The organism is Variovorax defluvii (genome assembly GCF_039541515.1).
Lineage (GTDB): Bacteria > Pseudomonadota > Gammaproteobacteria > Burkholderiales > Burkholderiaceae_C > Variovorax > Variovorax defluvii.
Genome location: NZ_BAABGJ010000081.1, coordinates 583926 through 601420, shown reverse-complemented (window position 1 = coordinate 601420; position 17495 = coordinate 583926). Strand labels below are relative to the sequence as shown.

The 17495-nt window shown below is 63.7% G+C and carries 15 protein-coding genes; 14 read left to right on the top strand and 1 reads right to left on the bottom strand.

All coding sequences use genetic code 11. From position 1 onward, the window contains the following. Positions 1–10: 10 nt before the first annotated feature. The 13 genes from sucD to ABEA07_RS28270 all read left to right on the top strand — a co-directional run bounded on the left by sucD (position 11) and on the right by ABEA07_RS28270 (position 15387). Positions 11–904, top strand: a complete 894-nt coding sequence (sucD, locus tag ABEA07_RS28330; RefSeq protein WP_345542105.1) for a succinate--CoA ligase subunit alpha — start codon at positions 11–13, stop codon at positions 902–904. Positions 905–1149: 245 nt separating this feature from the next. After that, a complete protein-coding gene (locus tag ABEA07_RS28325; RefSeq protein WP_345542104.1) occupies positions 1150–1932 on the top strand; it encodes a Stp1/IreP family PP2C-type Ser/Thr phosphatase in 783 nt (260 codons plus the stop codon). A gap of 92 nt (positions 1933–2024) precedes the next feature. Next, positions 2025–2672, top strand: coding sequence for an FHA domain-containing protein (locus ABEA07_RS28320; protein ID WP_345542103.1), 648 nt, complete (start codon positions 2025–2027; stop codon positions 2670–2672). Between the two features lie 30 nt (positions 2673–2702). Continuing rightward, the gene (locus tag ABEA07_RS28315) at positions 2703–4973 is read left to right on the top strand and encodes a CHASE2 domain-containing protein (protein WP_345542101.1); all 2271 of its coding nucleotides are present in this window, start codon (positions 2703–2705) and stop codon (positions 4971–4973) included. 29 nt (positions 4974–5002) lie between these two features. Next, complete coding sequence (locus ABEA07_RS28310) at positions 5003–5809, top strand: MBL fold metallo-hydrolase (protein WP_345542099.1); 807 nt, start codon at positions 5003–5005, stop codon at positions 5807–5809. A 201-nt stretch (positions 5810–6010) separates the two neighbouring features. Further along, a complete protein-coding gene (locus ABEA07_RS28305; RefSeq protein ID WP_345542097.1) occupies positions 6011–6526 on the top strand; it encodes a pilin in 516 nt (171 codons plus the stop codon). A gap of 395 nt (positions 6527–6921) precedes the next feature. Further along, a complete protein-coding gene (locus tag ABEA07_RS28300) occupies positions 6922–7509 on the top strand; it encodes a GspH/FimT family pseudopilin (RefSeq protein WP_425584179.1) in 588 nt (195 codons plus the stop codon). 9 nt (positions 7510–7518) lie between these two features. Beyond that, positions 7519–8139: a type IV pilus modification protein PilV gene (pilV, locus tag ABEA07_RS28295; protein WP_345542094.1), complete on the top strand. Its 621-nt coding sequence runs from the start codon at positions 7519–7521 to the stop codon at positions 8137–8139. Further along, a complete protein-coding gene (locus ABEA07_RS28290; protein ID WP_345542092.1) occupies positions 8136–9140 on the top strand; it encodes a PilW family protein in 1005 nt (334 codons plus the stop codon). Before pilV ends, ABEA07_RS28290 begins: the two co-directional genes overlap by 4 nt. Continuing rightward, the gene (locus ABEA07_RS28285; RefSeq protein WP_345542091.1) at positions 9140–9763 is read left to right on the top strand and encodes a pilus assembly PilX family protein; all 624 of its coding nucleotides are present in this window, start codon (positions 9140–9142) and stop codon (positions 9761–9763) included. The genes ABEA07_RS28290 and ABEA07_RS28285 overlap by 1 nt, the downstream gene beginning before the upstream one ends. A gap of 8 nt (positions 9764–9771) precedes the next feature. Then, positions 9772–14364 (top strand): pilus assembly protein, encoded by a 4593-nt coding sequence (locus ABEA07_RS28280; RefSeq protein ID WP_345542090.1) that lies wholly within the window; start codon positions 9772–9774, stop codon positions 14362–14364. Further along, complete coding sequence (locus ABEA07_RS28275) at positions 14365–14859, top strand: type IV pilin protein (RefSeq protein WP_345542089.1); 495 nt, start codon at positions 14365–14367, stop codon at positions 14857–14859. 114 nt (positions 14860–14973) lie between these two features. After that, complete coding sequence (locus ABEA07_RS28270; RefSeq protein WP_345542087.1) at positions 14974–15387, top strand: Wzy polymerase domain-containing protein; 414 nt, start codon at positions 14974–14976, stop codon at positions 15385–15387. Here ABEA07_RS28270 and moaC read toward each other — a convergent pair. Next, positions 15357–15857, bottom strand: a complete 501-nt coding sequence (moaC, locus tag ABEA07_RS28265; RefSeq protein WP_345542085.1) for a cyclic pyranopterin monophosphate synthase MoaC — start codon at positions 15855–15857, stop codon at positions 15357–15359. The two genes, ABEA07_RS28270 and moaC, sit on opposite strands and share 31 nt — an antisense overlap. Before the next feature lie 55 nt (positions 15858–15912). On the opposite strand from moaC, the gene ABEA07_RS28260 reads away from it, so the two are divergent. Further along, complete coding sequence (locus ABEA07_RS28260) at positions 15913–17472, top strand: M48 family metalloprotease (protein WP_425584184.1); 1560 nt, start codon at positions 15913–15915, stop codon at positions 17470–17472. The last annotated feature ends 23 nt before the right edge of the window (positions 17473–17495 follow it).

Sequence of the window (17495 nt, the reverse complement as noted above, 5' to 3'; positions counted from 1 at the left end):
AAAGAACGTCATGTCGATCTACATCAACAAAGACACCAAAGTCATCACCCAGGGCATCACCGGCAAGACCGGCCAGTTCCACACCGAGAAGTGCCAGGAATACGCGAACGGCAAGAACTGCTTCGTGGCCGGCGTGAATCCGAAAAAGGCCGGCGAGTCGATCTTCAACATCCCGATCTTCGGTTCCGTGAAGGAAGCCGCCCAGCAGACCGGCGCCACGGTGTCCGTGATCTACGTGCCGCCGGCGGGTGCCGCCGCCGCCATCTGGGAAGCCGCCGAGGCCGACCTCGACCTCGCCATTTGCATCACCGAGGGCATCCCGGTGCGTGACATGCTCGAGGTGCGCAACAAGATGAAGGCCAAGGTCGCCGCCGGCGGCAAGGAAACCCTGCTGCTCGGCCCGAACTGCCCCGGCCTGATAACGCCCGACGAGATCAAGATCGGCATCATGCCCGGCCACATCCACCGCAAGGGTCGCATCGGCGTGGTCAGCCGCTCCGGCACGCTGACCTACGAAGCCGTGGCGCAGCTCACCGAGATCGGCCTGGGCCAGTCGAGTGCCGTGGGCATCGGCGGTGACCCGATCAACGGCCTCAAGCACATCGACGTGATGAAGGCCTTCAACGACGATCCCGACACCGATGCCGTGATCATGATCGGCGAGATCGGCGGCCCCGACGAAGCCGACGCTGCCCGCTGGTGCAAGGCCAACATGAAGAAGCCGGTGGTCGGCTTCATCGCCGGTGTCACGGCGCCTCCCGGCAAGCGCATGGGCCACGCCGGCGCGCTGATCTCCGGCGGTGCCGACACGGCAGAAGCCAAGCTCGCCATCATGGAAGAGTGCGGCTTCAAGATCACCCGCAACTTCTCGGAACTCGGCAAGCTGCTGAAGGCGCAGGTCTAGCCCCTTCTCTCCCGAAGCCCAAGGAGAAAAGCGCTCGCAATTCACGTTGCGGGCGCTTTTTCAATACGTGCAGTCGAAGTGGGAACAGTTTCTCTGCAAACTGCCGGCTTCCGAATGTCGGGCTGGTCACATTGTCTGGATCGACATCATTGTTTTCATTGCCGCCGTGCGTACCATCTGTTGGCCGACCTTCTGATGAGTCGGTCGTGCAATGATCTCGGCTGCTGATCCTTTCCCGATTACCCATGTCTCACCCAGGCGCTCCCGTCCTTTCTGATACCGGCTCGCTCACCTGGGATTTCGCCGCGCTCACCCATCCGGGCCGGGTGCGCGCCAACAACGAAGACACCATTGCCTACGACCCCGCTCTCGGCCTGGCGCTGCTGGCCGACGGCATGGGGGGCTACAACGGCGGCGAGGTCGCCAGCGGCATGGCCATCGCGCTGCTACAGGCCAGCTTCGGCCGCTGGCTCACCCATGCGGGGCGCGCGGCCCACCCGCGCGCCGTGCGCCGTGCTCTCCAGGCCGGCACCGACGAGGCCAATGCCGCCATCCTGGAGGCGGGCGTGGCCAATCTGCAACTGCAGGGCATGGGTACCACGCTGGTGCTGGCAGCCTTCGGGCCGCGCCGCGCGATCGTCGGCCACATCGGTGATTCCCGGTGTTACCGGCTGCGCGACGACAAGCTAGAGCTGCTCACCCGGGACCATTCCCTGCTGCAGGAGCAGCTCGACGCTGGCGCCATCACGCCCGAGCAGGCCAGCCAGTCTCCCCACCGCAACCTCGTCACCCGGGCCGTCGGCATCGAGCGCCACGTCGAACTCGAAATGCACGAGCACAGCGTGCAGGCGGGCGACCTTTTCCTGCTATGTTCCGATGGCCTGAGCGAGATGGTCCCCGACGAGCAGCTTTTGGCGATTTTGTTACAAGGGACGGAGATTTCTGAGAAGGCAACACTTTTGGTTGCATCCGCGAACGAGAATGGCGGCAAAGACAACATTTCCGTTGTTCTTGCCCGGGCCAGCTGAAGGCGCGCTGCAAGTGTCCGGGAGAGGAATTTCAGGCGCGCATTGGCGGGGCTGACCGCCGTGACACAACAAATGGGATCGAGGAGCCGGCCATGCCGAAAATGATCGTTTCGATCGACGGTGTCGTCATCAAGGAAGTGACGCTCGCGAAGGACCGCACCACGCTGGGCCGGCGGCCGTACAACGACGTCGTGATCGACAATCTCGCGATCAGCGGCGAGCACGCCGTGCTGCACATGATCGGCGGCGACGTCTACCTGGAAGACCTCAACAGCACCAACGGCACTTACGTCAACGGCCGCGCCGTCAAGAAGCAGGCCCTCGAGAACAACGACGTCATCGAGGTCGGCAAGTACAAGATCCGCTTCCTGGTGGGCGGCGCCGCGGCAGAGAGCAGCGGGTCGGCCGCCGTCGTGGCCGCTGCACCTTCCGGCCCCATTCCGCTCTCTTCCGACCCGACCGTTCACACGCCCCTCGGAGGCACCGGTGTAGCGGTCATCCGCGTGCTCTCCGGCAGTGGGGCTGGACGCGAGCTCACCCTGCAGAAGGTCGTCACCACGATCGGCAAGCCCGGTGTTGCAGTCGCGGCCGTCACCCGGCGTCTGCATGGCTACGTGGTCGCCCCCATCGACGGCGGCACCGCGCTCAATGGCGAGCCACTGGGCAATGAAGCCGTTGCCCTGCAAGATGGCGACGTGCTCGAGCTCGGCGGCACGCGGATGCAGTTCGTCGCCGGCTGAACGCCAGCAGCGGGACGGCCGTCAGCCCGGATGAACGGACTGCGGCGGCACGGCGCCCGCATCGCCATCACCTTCCTACCGGTGCTTTTCGCGCTGCTGCATGCGGCGGACGTCTGGCGTTGGCCTTTGCTGGCCCACCTCGACCAATTCATCTACGACGCTCGCCTGCGCGCCACCATGCCCGGCACGCTCGATCCCCGCATCGTGATCGTCGACATCGACGAGGCCAGCCTGGAGCAGTTCGGCCAGTGGCCTTGGAGCCGCGACAAGCTGGCTCGCCTCACCAATGAACTGATGGGCCGGCAACAGGCGGCCGTGCTCGGCTTTGACGTGCTGTTCGCCGAACCCGATGCGAGCTCCGGCTTGCCCGTGCTTCGCCAGCTCGCCGCCGGCCCCTGGCGCAACGACCCGAAGTTCGGCGCCGAGATCGAGCGCCTCGCGCCGAGCCTGGACCACGACGCCTCGTTCGCCAAGGCCCTTGCCGGGCGGCGCGTGGTGCTCGGCTACTACCTCACGCAGACGGGCGAGCCGCGCGCCAAGGGCGTCCTGCCCAAGCCGGTGCTGCCGCTCGAGGCCCTGCCGGCCGCGCGCGATCTGGCGACTCGCTGGAACGGCTTCGGTGCCAACATGGCGCAACTGGCGGCCGCCGCGCCGGAGGCCGGCTTCTTCAATGTCGTCCTCGACCCGAACGAGGATGGCGTGGTGCGTTCCGTCCCGCTGATCGCGCGCTACGAGGGCGGTGCGGCGCAATCCGGCTACTACGAATCGCTGGCGCTGGCGGTGCACCGGGTCTTGAAAGGTGGCGCGCCGTCCCTGGTGCCGGTGCTCGCGCCGCCCGGCCCGCGCGCAGGCGCCCCTGTCCTGGAGGCGCTGGTCCTGGGCAGCACCCGCAGCAGCCTGCGCATCCCCGTCGACGCCAGCGGGGGCATGCTCGTCCCCTTCCGCGGCCGGGGTGGACCCTTCGGCGGCTCCTTCCGGTACGTGTCGGCAGCCCGCTTGCTCGACGGCTCATTGGCTGCCGGTGAACTCCAGGGCAAGGCCGTGCTGATCGGCGCCACGGCGCCGGGGCTGCAGGATCTACGCGCTACGCCTGTCGATGCCGTCTTCCCTGGCGTGGAAGTGCACGCCAATATCATCTCCGGCCTGCTGGACCGACGCCTGTTCGCCGTGCCCGACTATGCGGCAGGCTACGAGTGCGCCACGCTGCTGCTTGCCGGGCTGTTGCTCGCCTTCGGCCTCACACTGTTGTCGGTGCCCCGCGCCGTGCTGCTCGCCGTGTTCACCGCCGTCGGCCTGGCTGCCTTGAACACCTGGCTCTACCTCGCCGCCGGCCTGGTCCTGCCTCTGGCCGCCGCTCTGGCGATGGTGCCCCTCGCCTTTGCCCTCAACATGAGTTGGGGCTACTTCGTCGAAGCGCGCGCCAGCCGCAACCTGGCCACTCTTTTCGGCACCTACGTGCCGCCGCCACTCGTCGACGAAATGCGTGCCGACCCCCGCCGCTACAGCATGCATGCCCAGAGCAAGGAACTCACCGTGCTGTTCTGCGACATGCGCGGCTTCACTCGGATGTCGGAGCAGATGGCCCCGGCCGAACTGCAGGCCTTCCTGAACGCCTTCTTCAGCCGCCTGGCCCGGATCATCAGCGAGCACCGCGGCACCGTCGACAAGTACATGGGCGATTGCGTCATGGCCTTTTGGGGCGCCCCGGTGGACACGGCCGACCATGCGACGCTGACGGTCGAAGCGGCCATCCACATGGCCGCGGTGGTTCAGGAGATCAACCAGTCGCACCGGGCCAGCGGCCGGCCGGAAATCAGCGTGGGCATCGGCATCAACACCGGGCTGATGAGCGTCGGCGACATGGGCTCGGCCGAGCGCCGGAGCTACACCGTGGTCGGAGACGCGGTCAATCTGGCCTCCAGGCTGGAGGGGCTGAGCGGGTATTACGGTGTCGAGATCGTTGCCAGTGCCGCCACCCGCGACGCCTCGCCCTGTTACTTATGGCAAGAGTTGGACTTGGTGCGCGTCAAGGGAAAGGCGCGCGCCGTGCACATCTTCACGCCGCTATCGCGGGCGCGCAACGCCGCGCAGGGGAAGGACGAGGCGCTCGAGCGCTGGGGCCTTACACTCGCCGCCTACCGCGCGCAGGAATGGCGGCGGGCCCAGGAACTCCTGGCGCCGCTCTTGGCGGCCGACCCGAAAAAAGTCCTTTACCGCCTCTACGCCGAACGTTTAGCCTCGCTGTCGTTGCAGCCCGAGAACCCCGACTGGGACGGCGCAACCCGGTTCGAAAGCAAATAGCAGTCACATACATACAAGGGCTCACGCAGATGCAAGTGCGCGTGTTGGGGTGCTCGGGCGCCATCGCGAAAGACTGCCGCACGACTTCGTTCCTGGTCGACAGTGATCTGCTGGTCGACGCCGGCACCGGCGTCGGCGACCTGACCTTGGATGAGATGAGCGCCATCGACGACGTGCTGCTTACCCATTCCCACCTCGACCACGTCGCCGCCCTCCCGCTGATGCTGGACGCGGTCGCCAGCCGGCGCGACAAACCCCTGCGGGTGCATGCCCAACGGGCCACCATCGAGGCGCTGCGGGCCCATGTCTTCAACAACGTCATCTGGCCCGACTTCGCGAGCATTCCCAGCCTGGAGGCGCCGTTCGTGACCTTCCACGACATCGTGATCGGGCAGGAGCTTCAGCTGGGCACCCGGGCGCTGAAGCAGATCGAGGTGCTGCCGGCCGTTCACACCGTGCCCGCCTGCGGGTTCGCCGTCCGCTGCATACATGGCAACTCGCATTGGGTCTTCAGCGGGGATACGGAGAGGAATCCGGCGTTCTGGCAACGCGTGAACCAGCTTGACGTGGGGATGCTGGTCATCGAGACCGCGTTCAGCAACCGGGAGCAGAGTCTGGCCCGACGCAGCTTGCACCTGTCGCCGGCGAGCCTGGCCGATGAATTGGCGCATATCGCACCGGATAGGGAATACCCCATCTATATCACCCATACCAAGCCTGCCGAAACAGAAGAGATCATGAGCCAGATTGCTGCGCTGGCGGATGAGCTGCAGGGTCGGGGGGGGAGGGCGTGGGACATCCGGTGGATGGAGGCGGCGGGGGTGCTGAGGGTGTGACCTGTCGCGGCGGCTTGTGACGAGATTTGTCACAGGGTGCCGTTGGGCGGCAACCACCTGTGTCACCTCGACTTGATGGTTCGTGAACTTTTGGGCAGCTTTTCGCGGCCGACGCGGGTAAGCCCCGGGATGGCACAGATGCTGCGGAAGAAGAGCGCACCGGGGGCCTTCCTCGGGCCTCTTCAACCAACCGGAGTCTTTATGAACCGTCGTTCCATCGCACGTGGTGTGCAAAAGGGTTTCACTCTTATCGAACTGATGATCGTTGTGGCGATCATCGGTATTCTGGCCGCGGTCGCGCTGCCCGCTTATCAGCAGTACACGGTCAAGGCGCGCATGTCGGAAGTCGTGCTCGCAGCGTCGGCCTGCCGCACCACTATTAGCGAAGCCGTTCAATCGATGGCAGCGACGAACGTTCCTACCGCGAACAGCTGGGGCTGCGAATCCACCGCCGGCACGAACCCGACCAAGTTCGTCAAGAGCGTGGCCACTGATGCCAACGGCAAGGTCACTGTAATTCCTGACAACACCGCTCTGGGCGTAACCCTGGCAGATGCCGACTTCATCACGCTTACGCCTTATGTTGGCACCGGCGCCGCCGCTGCCGCCGTTGACCTGAGCGCCGCCAACAAAGATCAGGGCAAGCAAATTTCCGAATGGCGCTGCACTGGCTCCACCACCGACATCAAGAAGTACCTGCCGGGTTCCTGCAAGTAAGCAAATACAACTGGAAGTGCCGAAGCCGCCTATGGGCGGCTTTTCTTTTGCCTGGACTTGCCGGCAGGAAGCGTCAGCCTTGAACTGGCGTAGCTTGCATTCCGCCACAAGCGGACAAGGAAGGACGCGCTGGAATCAGCGGCGAGCACGCATTTTTGACGTGCCTCACACCACTCTGGCAAGAGGCTGCGACCAATTGGGTAAGTGGTTTGTCATTTAGCCTCTGACCAAGAGGGCTCTACTACCAATTGCTTATCTTAGAAGCGAAAAAGGAAGAAAAAAGTCACAAGCACTTCGCCGAGCGGTCGTCGCCAAGCGACGAGCGGCCTGATGTTGATTGTGTCCAAGAACTAGCATCTTGATCACATTTAGATACGGTTACGCCGCAAAGTAGAGTGCCATCCAAACTGCCATCGAAGCAACCTTCACGAGCCACCGCTCGGGGCTTCACGCTGATCGAGCTCATGGTCGTGATCACGATGGTTGCGATTCTGATGGCGCTCGCTGCTCCTAGCTTCAGTGCGTTGGTGAAGAACACCCGGGTGTGGAGCTTCGGCAATGAATTCGTGGCCGGGGTCGGGTATGCGCGGGCCGAGGCGATCACCAGAAACAAGTGCGTGACGATGTGCGTGCCGAAGAACATCAACGCGAGCACGTTGGAATGCGCCCCAAGTGGCAACGAGTGGAATTCGGGGTGGATTATCTTTTCGAACCCCAAGTGCGACAACGTCCCCGGCGACACCACGGCCGAACTGCTCAAGGCTTATGTCGGTGACCCCGCGGGCCCTTCCCTGAAAGGAACGGGGACACCCATATCCCTGCGCTTTGATTCCAGCGGGCGTCTCAGCCTCGGCACCCCTTCCTCACTCAGCATATCGCCGCCCGGCGAAGCCGCGACGAAGATGGTGTGCATCGACATGATGGGCAGAACCCGCATCGGGAACGTAGGCAGCATCAGCTGTGATGGTTCCAACCAGAACTAGGTGAGCAGGATGAAGAAGACGCATCGCCATCAGAATGGCGCAACGTTGATCGAAGCACTGGTCGCACTTTTGATCTTTGCCATCGGAATGGTAGGAATCGCTGGCCTGATGGCGTCGGCCGTGAAATACCAGACCGGTAACGAGGCACGGCTTCACGTGGCTGCTGCCATCAATGACTTGGCCGAGCGCATCCGCGTCAATGCCGCGGGCGCGAACGGATACAACATCGTGGCTGGCGGCGTGGTCGTGGCTGGCACGGGCTACCAGTTGACGCAGACCTATGCGGCACAGACCAGCGCCGCGGCGGCGACATACGACCCGGACTGTTCGGTTGCGGCCTGCACACCCGCGCAACTGGCTGCCTATGACCAGGCCAAATGGCGAAACCTGCTTCGTGCAACGCTGCCCGGAGGCGCAGGCTATATCACTGGGAACGTGACCAACGGCTTCGACGTGAGCGTGATGTGGTTCGACAAGAGTGCCGTGGATGGAAGTGGCACGCTGCTTTCCAACATCGAGTGCTCGAATCTCGCGGCGGATCAGAACACGGCCAAGGCGCGGTTCTGCTGTCCCACCGGCGCGAGCGTACCGGATGGCGTACGGTGCTATACGGCGAAGGTGATTCCATGAGGCCTTCATTCCATCGCCAGCGTGGCCTGACGCTGATCGAACTGCTGGTCTCTATCACCATCGGGCTGTTGCTCGCCGCGACGGCCACCTATCTCTTCGTCTCGACAAACAGGGTGTCGAAGGTCATCGACGCCAAGGCGCAGCAACAGGAAACGGCGGGGATTGTTCTGGACATCATCGGCCGCGACCTGAAGAACGCAGGCTTCTATCCGGCCGGGTTTCCGACGACGGTGACGTCATCGAAATTTCAAGGCGCCTACAGCAATATCGTTTCTGCGGGCGTGAGAGCTTATGACCAGGGCCTCTTCGGATGCAGCGGCGCTGTCTTCGACGTGGCAACCGGGACCTGTCCGGCCGCGGTCGCTAGCGAGCCGGATTCGCTGGTCGTCAACTACTTCTCGTCGGACAATTTCGACGTCGAAGGTGTCGGAACCCGCCAGGATTGCCTGCGGCAGAACGTCGAGCAGGCTGCCTTTGGCGGCTTCAAATACAACGAGGCGCGTGCGGGTACGGGCTCGGCAGGCACGGGCACGGTCGTGTTGCCCCTGTTCGTGAGCAATGCCTACAGTCTGGGCTCTGTCTACACCTATCAGCAGGACAGGCAGTCGATTCAGACCCGCAGCTTCCGCTGCGCGGGCAACGGCCCGACTACCAGGTCTTATCAACCACTCGTCGCGGGTATCACGCAATTGCGTATTCGCTATGGCGTGGCAACCGCCGCGACTCTGGAGTCGCCGGCCCGGTTCTATACCGCCTCGGAGGTGAGTGCGATGGCGCCCGTGGACATCAACGGGGAGAGCAAGACGGGCTGGCAGCGCGTGTCGTCAGTGCAGGTCTGCGTGGTAGCCAAAACGCTCGACAGCAGCGTGCGGCAAACGGCCGCAGGCAATTACATCGACTGCGATGGGGCGCAGATTTCCTTCACCGGCGCCGACCATGCCCTCTATCAGCAGCAGACGCGCATCTTCGGCGTGCGTAACAACCTCACGCGGACCTTCTGATGAAACGCTCGCAGACTACCGGCAGGCAACGCGGCGTCTCGCTGGTCATCGTACTGATCTTTCTGGTCATCCTTTCGAGCGTCTCGGCATTTGCCATCCGGCGCGTGTTGTCTGGTGAGGGCGTCGCGCGCAACCTCCTGGACGTCGAGGTCGCCCGACAGGCCGCGGAGGCGGCGCTGCGCGATGCAGAGCGAGACATCATGCTCGCCGGAAGCGTGCCCGGCGCGACATGCGCGCGCGGCGACGACAGGCCCATCAAGTCGGCCTATGGCGAGCCCAATTTCGGCACGACCTGCCCCCGCGGACAGTGCCGCTTTGGTGAACAGACACCGGCCAACTACTACGCGCAGAGCAACTTCAAGGCGGGCACGAACCCGGAGCCCTGGTGGCCGGGCGGTGCTGGCTGGAAGGCGACACCGCCCACCAACTGCACTTTCACAGGCGCCGTGCCGCTCGGAACGTTCACTGGCACGGCGGGCGTCAAGGGGGTGTCACGACAACCCGAGTACCTGATCGAATACATGCAGCGCGGGGACGACGTTTACTTCCGCAATACCGCACGGGGCTGGGGCCTCGATCCCAACACGGAAGTCGTGCTGCAGTCGTATTTCAAGCGAAGCTGAGAAGCGCCATGAAATCCATCATCTTCAAAGCAATCCTGGCATTCGGAGTTCTTTGGTCGGGAATTGCCGGCGCTCAATGGGCGGTGATCCCAGGGCTTCAGGCCGTACCGCCGAATGTGAGCCCAGATCCCAACCTGCCCATGGTCATGCTCAATGTGTCGAAGGACTTCAGCATGTTCGGTCGGGCCTACACGGACTACGAGGACCTGGATTTCGATGGTGCTGTCGACTACACCTTCATGCCTGGATTCAAGTACTACGGCTATTTCGACTCCACCAAGTGCTACACATACAGCACGTCCAACGGTCGCTTCTCGCCCTCGAAGCTGGCAACCCTGGAGGCTGGCAAGTACTACTGCGCCGGCAGCAGCGAGTCGAATTCGACGTACTGGAGCGGAAACTTTCTGAACTGGGCGACGATGTCGCGCATGGATGTGCTGCGCAAGATTCTTTTCGGCGGCTTGCGTTCGACGGATACCACCGCCAGTACGGTGCTCGAGCTGTCCTTTGTCCCCCGCAACAGCCAAGCCTTCGTTAAGTTCTACAACGGCGGTGATCTGAATCGCTTGACGCCGTTCAACTATTCAGACGGCCTGACGCTCTGTCGCCGGCATCAGAATCCCAGCGGCGATTCGGCGTCGCAGAGCACCAGCCTGCTTCCCGTCATACGAACGGCCCGCGGCAACTACCTGCTCTGGAACATGACGGAGGTGAGAACCTGCAACTGGACGCAGGAGATCAGCTACACCTGGAAGACGCCCACCGTCAACTTCATGACGGCGAACTACGTGGGCGCCGACCCGGCCAAGACCGCGACTCACAAAACAGGGACTCCGCCTTCACCCAGCAACTCGGGCGAGTCGAACGAATACACCGCTCGCGTCGAGGCCTGTGTATCCACGCTGATCGGCGACGAGCATTGCAAACAGTACGGCACAAACTGGAAACCCCAGGGGCTCCTCAATGATTTTGGCGAAAGCGACAACTACGGAAACAAGGCGGCCAAGGCCGAGTTCGCACTGCTCCTCGGTTCGTTTGACAGCAACCTGGATGGTGCGGTGCTGCGCAAGAACATGTCCGAGATCAATGACGAGGTGAACCAGTCCACGGGTCAGTTCCTCTACCTCTCGGGTGGTACGGGCGGCATCATCCAGGCGCTGAGCAAGCTTCGCCTGTATGGCTACAACCCCAACAACGGCAACTATTCGCAGACCTGCGACTCGCGCAGCATCGGCAATGGCAACTGCCCGTCCTGGGGGAACCCCATCGGTGAGATCGTCACAGAGGGCCTTCGCTATTTCGCCGGCAAGAGCGCGCTGTACACGGGAGGGACGAAGGATGCAGAGTTCTCGCTGCCGACGCCCACATGGAGCGACCCGCTGACGGCCACGCGGTCGTACTCGAGCGGCAAGACACGGGCGGCGCTCTACGGCAAGAATACGTGCCGTCCGTTGAACATGGTGACGATCTCCAGTGGCGTCAGCACCTTCGACCACGATAAGGTGGAGTACGCCTTTTCCTCGCTGAGCACACAAAGTGCCGCGTCGTTCACGCGAAGCATCGGAGCCCAGGAGGGCATCGACGGAACGACCCGCCTCGTGGGCAACACCGGCGTGACTGGAGGGAACAATGATCTTTGCACTGGCAAGAACGTCGGCGATTTGGCTGTCTTGACCGGCTTGTGCCCCGAAGCACCCAACATGAAGGGGACATACCTGGGCGCCGGCGCGGCGTACTGGGGTCACGTCAACAGGATCCGTACCGACCTCACGGTGCCGAGTAACGCTAATGCCGAGGCGCTGAAGGTTCGTCAGTACGCCGTGTCGATGGCGGGCGGTTCCGCCTCGATCCAGATTCCCGTGCCGGGCACTTCGCCGACCAGGTACGTCTACATCACCCCTGCGAGCCTGGATTCGCTGATCTCGACGAGCAACCCGCTGGCAGGCAACCTGGTCGACTTCAAGGTGCTGCGCAGGGCGGCCGATGGGAGTTCAGGCAGTTTCCTGGTGCTTTGGCAGCATTACATGCTGGGAGAGGATCAGGACCAGGACATGCTAGGCAGCATCCGCTACGAAATCGACTCGAGCCAGACGCCACCTCGCCTCAAGATCTACACACAGACACTCGAATCCGACACAGGGTCCCAGGTACCGTTTCTCTTCGGCTATACGCTGGTCGGTACCGGCAGCGACGGCTTCCATGCCCACAGTGCCATCAACAATGGCTATGCAGTGGACAACGACGCGACGTATGGTACCGGGCAGGTCGCGGGCGGCTCCGCAAGCAGCAACTGCAACGACCCCCGCAAGTGCGTGCGTTTCACCCGAAACGGCAACGACGTCTACGTGTTCGGCGAAACGCTGAAGACCTATTCCATGACGGGCAGCCTCGACGCTGTCATCCGTGACCCCCTTTGGTACATTGCCAAGTACGGCGGCTTCAAGGACTCGACCACGGCGCCGACGGGCAAGCCCGAGGCCGTCGCCAAATGGGATCGCAAGCGTGCGGATGGCGCACTTTGTGGCGGCGCGAACCAACCGGCTTGCAGTGACGGCATCCCTGACAACTACTTCCTCGCCCGGCGTCCAGACCTGCTGGAAGAATCGCTGCGCCAGGTTTTCAGCGACATCACGGCGAATTCCAACTCGGCTCCTGCCGTTTCGCGGCCCGACCTGCGGGATGGCGACTTCAAGTACATCGCGACGTTCTCGCCTCAAGATCTGCACGGTGAGTTGATCGCGTACAAGCTCGATACGAGCGGCAACTTCGAATCCTCGCCCACAGCCAGGGGGCATGAGAACCTGACGAATACGGCGCCGGCCTCGCGGCGCATCATCACCAACACTTCGACTCTGCGCGGCGTGGGCTTCACCCGGGCTGCAATCGCCGCGGACACGACCTCGGGCGCCGCTTATCTTGCCGCACTGGAGACCACGTCGACGAGGCAGGCCGGCTTGATCGATTACCTGCGCGGATCCCGCGCCAATGAGGCGGCGGGTCTGAACTATCGAGTGCGCAACGCGACCTCCATCATGGGCGGGGTTATCAATTCCAATCCATGGTTGCAGGACCGGCCGGCCGCCAACTTCTTCGGAAGCAATTTCCCGAGCTACGGAACCTTCAGGAGCCAGCAGAACCAGCGCGACAGGTTGATCTGGGTCGGTGCCTCCGATGGCATGCTTCATGGCTTCACTTCCGACACATTGACGCCGGTGATGTCCTATGTGCCACAACCGCTGGTGCCCCGATTGAAGACGATCGCGGATGCCGACGCGAACGACGTCAATGCCTACATGGATGGATCGCCCTTCACGGGCGACGTCATGGTCGGGACCGGCACCACTGCCAGCGCCTGGAAGACTTACCTGTTCTCCTCTCTGGGTCGTGGAGGAAAGGGTATCTTCGCACTCGATGTGACGGCCCCAGCCAGCAGCACGTCGAACTCGCTGACCGAGGCCAATGCCGCCTCGATTTTCAAATGGCAATTCACGTCGGTGGACGACGCTGACCTCGGTTACGTGATCTCGGAAGGTGGCATTCATCCACTCACCAATCAAGCTTCGCAGATTGCGAAGATGCCCAACGGAAAGTTTGCGGTCATCTTCGGCAACGGGCTGTCCAGCACCGGCGGCAAAGCCGTTCTGTATATCCTCTTCGTTGACGGTCCGGATACCGCGGGCTCATGGGCGAATGGCCGCTTCAAGAAGATCGTGGTCGATTCGGCGGGAAGCAATGGCCTCATGCAGCCTTCGTGGATCGACACCAACGAAGATGGCTTGGCTGACACGATCTATGCGGGCGATCTCAAGGGCAATCTCTGGAAGTTCGACGTCTCGAGCACCGACCCCGCCAACTGGCGAGAGGCCTACGGTAAGCCTCTCTATTCGGCCAAGGATTCAACCCCAGCGGCCAATGCGCTTCCGATCACGGCTGCGCCTGCCATTCGTTTCCATCCGGATGGAGGACAGGTGGTGGTCTTTGGAACCGGAAAGTCCGTGGTGTCGGGAGACTTCCCGGACACCTCGCGCAGCCAGCGGATCTTCGGCATCTGGGACAAGCCCAGCTATGCGACGGCGCTGGGTACCATCCCCACTGGCGTCGCGGAGCTTCAGCAGCGCAGCTGGAGTCTCGACAGCACGACAGGCGCACTTGTTCAAGGGAGCGTGACGGCCATCGATTGGTCGACGAAGAAGGGTTGGTACCTGGACATTCCGCTGAGCTCCGGCATGGTCTTGAGCAATCTGCTCTATCCGTCGACGACCCGCGACGTGGGTGTTCCGCTGGTCTACAAGAAAGCAGTCACCGGTGAGGTCTGCAATGACAACGCCGAAGGGGCGTACGTGCAATTCAACGCGGTGACCGGCGTGGCCAACGTCAACATCTTCGCGCTCACCAGTTCGAACGGGATCGTCCTCGGCCTCACGGGCCTGGATCAACGTTTCCGCGTCACGGAAGATTCGACGACGCGTTGCCAACCCGGATTGAACTGCCAGCGGATCTTGGGGCAGAACACCGACACGAACACCAAGCAGAACACCACGCAGTCGCGCATCTTCTGGCGGGAGATTCCCGGCTTGAAGACAACGACGGAAAGCCATTGAATGAAGACGACCTCCTTGCGCGGAAATCGAGGCTTCACGCTGATCGAGCTCATGATCACGGTGGCGGTCGTCGCAATCCTCGCCGCGATCGCCTATCCGAGTTATCGTGAGAGCGTCGCCAAGGGGCGGCGCGCACAGGCCAAGACGATGATGGCCCAGGCGCAGCAATGGCTGGAACGTCACTACAGCGAGAACTATCGCTATGACCAGACGACGGCGGGTGCGGCGGTCGACAATTCGGAAGGTGGCCTTTTTAAGTCGCAGTTCGGCGTGGTGCCGGTGTCCAGCGAGGGCGCCCCGGTCTACAACATCGGCATCACCACCGGGACCGGCGGCAGGACCTACACGCTCACGGCCACGCGCACGGGGGCGATGGCTTCTGACCGCTGCGGTGATCTGTCGATCACCAACACCGGCAAGAAAACCGTCGCGAACCATTCCTTCGGCAGCGGCGCTGTCGCGGATCTCGAGGCCCTGCAGAAGTGCTGGAACTGACAGGCGGCGAGCGGGAGCCTCTGAAGCCGGGTCTTACTCTGGTTCGCCGCCGTTGCCGCCGTGTTGTTGGCGGCGCAGCGTGCCGGACCTGCGCGGTCGGTGCCCTTGTGTTTCATGGGGCACCATCTACCTGTCCGCCTGTCTGGGAGCGGGCATGAGGCATTCAGGACGCAGGGGCATCTATCTGCCCGCGACGACACAGTGGCGAAGGTGCAGAACTCCTGGCTCTTCGCCAGTCAAGTAAAGTTCGCCGAACTCGCGCTGACCGTGGTGAATGGGGGTAATGCCCTGAAGATGCATGCGCTGGCGGAGCATCTTCTTCACTTCTCGCCAGAGCCGCGCGTCATAGGCAAGCTGATCGAAAGTGCTGCGTTGTCAGGACTCGAGGACGAAGCCTTCGCTCAGGCGACGCGCTTCAGGATCGCATTTCCACGCGAGTACGCCCGCTGGGTCGACAACGAGCCGATGGACAATCACGCAGAGTGGATGGAGCCCTCTCAGCTGGCGCCGGGCGATGCCGCCACGTAGCTCCCCGACTTTCCCCCGTGCTTCTCCAGCACCCGTACGCCGATGATCGTCATCCCCCGATCCACCGCCTTGCACATGTCGTAGATCGTCAGCAACGCCACCTGGACAGCCGTCAGCGCTTCCATCTCGACACCGGTGGGCCCGACGGTCTCGACCGTGGCAGAGCAGCGCACCTGCGGCCTGTCGGCGCCGCCCACTGCAAACTCCACCGCCACCCGCGTCAACGCCAACGGATGGCACAGCGGAATCAGATCGCTCGTCTTCTTCGCCGCCTGAATCCCCGCAATGCGCGCCACCCCCAGCACATCCCCCTTCTTCGCGCTCCCCGACTCGATCAGCGCCAGCGTCGCCGCTTGCATCTCGATACACCCCGTCGCCACGGCCACGCGCCGCGTCGCTGGCTTGCCGGCCACGTCGACCATGTGCGCCTGGCCCTGGGCGTCGAAATGGGTAAGAGAAGATGAGCTCATGTTGAACGTTCCGCAGACTGACGCATCATACGAGGCCCGTTTGTCTCGCTCCGCCATGCCGCGCCGGATTTCCAACACCACGCCCACCCGCCGCTCCAGGCCCTTGCTGCGCACCCTCTGCGCGGCCCTCCTCATCGCCGGCCAGCTCGCCATGCCGCCCCTGGCCGGGGCGCAGATTCTGCCCGGCATGGGCGACGGCGGCGAGATGACCGCCAGCGCCGAGCGCCGTCTGGGCGATCAGATCGCGCGCGAGTTGTACCGCGACCCCGACTACATCGACGACCCGGTGCTGGGCGACTACGTGCAGGACATCTGGCAGCGCCTGCTTGCCGCGGCGCGCATGCGCGGCGACCTCACGCCCGAGCTGGACGAGCGCTTTGCGTGGACCGTGCTGCTGGGCCGCGACCGCAGCATCAACGCCTTCGCGCTGCCGGGCGGCTACCTGGGCATGCACCTGGGGCTCATCGCGGTCACCGGCAGCCGCGACGAGCTCGCCACCGTGCTCGGGCACGAGCTCTCGCACGTCACCCAGCGACATATCTCTCGCATCATGGCCAAGCAGAACCGGCAGATGCCACTGCTGCTCGCCGGCATGATCCTCGGCATGATCGCCGCCGGCAAGAGCCGCAATGCCGATGCAGGGCAGGCCGTGCTGATGGGCAGCCAGGCCGCCTTCATGCAGAGCCAGCTCAGCTTTTCGCGCGACATGGAACGTGAGGCCGATCGCGTCGGCTTCGGCGTGATGACGCAGGCCGGCTTCGCGCCGCAGGGCGCGGCCGCGATGTTCGAGAAGCTGCAGTACGCCTCGCGCCTCAACGACAACGGCTCCTATCCCTACCTGCGCAGCCACCCGCTCAACAGCGAACGGATCTCCGACATGCAGGGCCGCTTCCAGTTCAAGCCCGGCAGCGGCGCAACGATGCCCCTGGCGATGGACCACGCCATGATCGCCGCCCGCGCCCGCGTGCTGATGCGGCCTGGCGTGGACGTGCTGCGCCTGTACATCGACGCCGCTGGCAGCGGTGAATTCGCCCGCAGCACGCCGGCCCAGCAGGCCGGCACGCTTTACGCGGCGGCCTTCTCGTCCAACGAGCTGCGCGACTACAAGGCGGCCCGCGCGTTCTCGCAACGTCTGATGGCACGCACGTCGGAAGATCCTGCCGCGGCCCGGCTGGCACGTCTGCTGGCCGCCGAGATCGAACTCACGGCCGGGGACGCACCCAAGGCTTCGGCGCTGCTCGATCCCAAAGCCAGGGACCGTGCCGAGATGATGCTGGCGGCCCAGGCGGCCGCGGCCTCCCGCCAGCCGGGACCCATGGTGGCGCCGCTGCGCGACTGGGTGGCCACGCACCCGCGCGACGCGGGCGCCTGGCGCGCCCTGGGCAACCTGTACACGGCGCAGAACGACACGCTGCGTGCCATCCGCGCCGATGCCGAGGCCAACGTGGCGGTGCTCGACTATCCGGGGGCGCGCGACCGCTTCAAGGCGGCGCAGGAGTTCATCCGCAAGGGCGCGGGGCCCATCGACCACTACGAGGCTTCGATCGTCGACACGCGCGCGCGTGCCATCGAGGTCCTGGTCAAGGAGCAGGCGGCCGAGCCGCCGATCAAGTAAGAAGCAGCAAGAGGACCAAGGGC